We start from the raw sequence: 1,684 nt of genomic DNA on the forward strand, positions 1-1,684 counted from the left end.
GACGGCCCGAGCGCAGGTGTCACCATGGCCATTGCGCTGCTGTCGCTGGCGCGCAACCAGCCGCCGAAAAAAGGCGTGGCCATGACCGGCGAGCTGACGTTGACCGGGCATGTGCTGCCGATTGGCGGCGTGCGCGAGAAGGTGATTGCGGCGCGCCGCCAGAAGATTCACGAGCTGATCTTGCCGGAGCCGAATCGCGGGAGCTTTGAGGAGTTGCCGGAGTACCTGAAGGAAGGCATGACGGTACACTTTGCCAAGCGCTTTGCGGATGTGGCGAAGGTGCTCTTCTAAATTTCACTCCAACCCTGTGGCGAGGGAGCTTGCTCCCGCTGGACTGCGCAGCAGTCCCAACAAAGCCGGGGCCGCTTCGCGGCCAGCGGGAGCAAGCTCCCTCGCCACAAAGGTTTCTGTCACTGTCTGCTTGTCACACCTTGTCTCATCTTCGGTTATGCTCGCCCTTCGTCGCCACACAACGGAGCCTCCATGACCGCTGCCCGCCTGCTTCTCCCCTTGAGCCTTGCCCTGCTGGCCGGATGCGCCAGTGCCCCCAAGCAAAACGTCACTGTGGACAACCAGAGCGCCTGCCCGCTGCAGCTTAAAACCGGACAAAACCTGATCCTCACCCTGCCGAGCAACCCCACCACCGGCTACCGCTGGGCCATCCAGGATTCCGCGGGCGGTGTGCTGCGTGCCTTGAGCCCGGAGGTCTACAGCAGCGCGGAATCCGGTGTGATCGGCGGTGGTGGCCACTCCACCTGGCGCTTCCAGGCCTTCGCGGCCGGCCAGGGCCGTTTGCGCCTGACATCCCAGCAACCCTGGGAGCCGGAAGCCGAACCGGCCGAAACCTTCGACTGCGCCATTACGGTGAACTGATATGCCATGGCTGATCCTTGCGCTGATGGGCGCCGGCACCTTTATCTACGGCCTGACCACCCACGCCACCTTGTTGTGCCTGCTGGTCAAACCACTGCCGGTGCTGGCACTGCTGGGCTGGCTGCATGATGCGCCGCCCACTGACTATCGACGCTGGATCAGCCTGGGGCTGATTTTTTCCCTGGTCGGTGATGTGCTGCTCGCTTGGCCGGGCGACCTGTTTATCTTTGGCCTCGGCGCGTTCCTGTTTGCGCACCTGGCGTATCTGAAAGCCTATTTCAGCGATTGCCGCCGCCTGGCGATGTTGCCATTGGTATTGGCGCTGGGTGTGGGGGCAATCCTGCTGAGTATTTTGATTTCCCACGGCCTCGGCGACTTGCTGATTCCAGTGGTGGTTTACGCCCTGGTGATCAGTGCCATGCTTTGGCGTGCGCTCGCACGGCTGGGCAGTGAAGTGCCCAAACGCTCGGCATGGCTTGCGGCAGCGGGGGCGGTGTCGTTTGTGTTTTCCGACACGCTGATCGGCATCAACCGGTTTGTGTTGGCCTTCGATGCGGCACCGTATTTGCTGATCACCACCTATTGGCTGGGTCAGTGGGGTATTACCGCTTCGGCTTTCCATCAGACAACCCGCGCACATGAGGGCCAACTTGGCTAAAATGCCGGCCTTTCCCCCCTCGTCGCCGGAACAACCGTGAGCAAAGAACCCGATCGCCTATTCGCCCAGCCCCTGCCCCAGGTGCCGGACTTCGCCTTTAACGAGGACGTGGTGCGGGTGTTCCCGGACATGATCAAGCGCTCGGTGCCGGGT

General features: G+C 62.4%; 3 protein-coding genes and 1 pseudogene. All 4 read left to right on the top strand.

Annotation, left to right across the window (positions count from 1 at the left end):
* The coding region (locus tag FEM54_RS32055) for a S16 family serine protease (protein WP_276614960.1) at window positions 1-291 on the top strand (291 nt) is incomplete at its 5' end.
* A gap of 192 nt (window positions 292-483) precedes the next feature.
* Entirely contained in the window at window positions 484-873 is a 390-nt protein-coding gene (locus tag FEM54_RS32060) for a protease inhibitor I42 family protein (RefSeq protein WP_017136304.1), read from the top strand.
* A gap of 1 nt (window position 874) precedes the next feature.
* Window positions 875-1,531 (top strand): lysoplasmalogenase, encoded by a 657-nt coding sequence (locus FEM54_RS32065; protein ID WP_138454222.1) that lies wholly within the window; start codon window positions 875-877, stop codon window positions 1,529-1,531.
* Between the two features lie 36 nt (window positions 1,532-1,567).
* A pseudogene (locus FEM54_RS32070) lies at window positions 1,568-1,684 on the top strand (carboxy-S-adenosyl-L-methionine synthase CmoA); the annotation flags it as partial.

This window comes from Pseudomonas edaphica, assembly GCF_005863185.1.
In the GTDB taxonomy this organism is placed as follows: domain Bacteria; phylum Pseudomonadota; class Gammaproteobacteria; order Pseudomonadales; family Pseudomonadaceae; genus Aquipseudomonas; species Aquipseudomonas edaphica.

Excerpts from the sequence above, each read along its gene's own strand:
- FEM54_RS32065 (WP_138454222.1), top strand. The coding sequence starts at position 875 with ATGCCATGGCTGATCCTTGCGCTGATGGGCGCCGGCACCTTTATCTAC.
- FEM54_RS32060 (WP_017136304.1), top strand. The coding sequence starts at position 484 with ATGACCGCTGCCCGCCTGCTTCTCCCCTTGAGCCTTGCCCTGCTGGCC.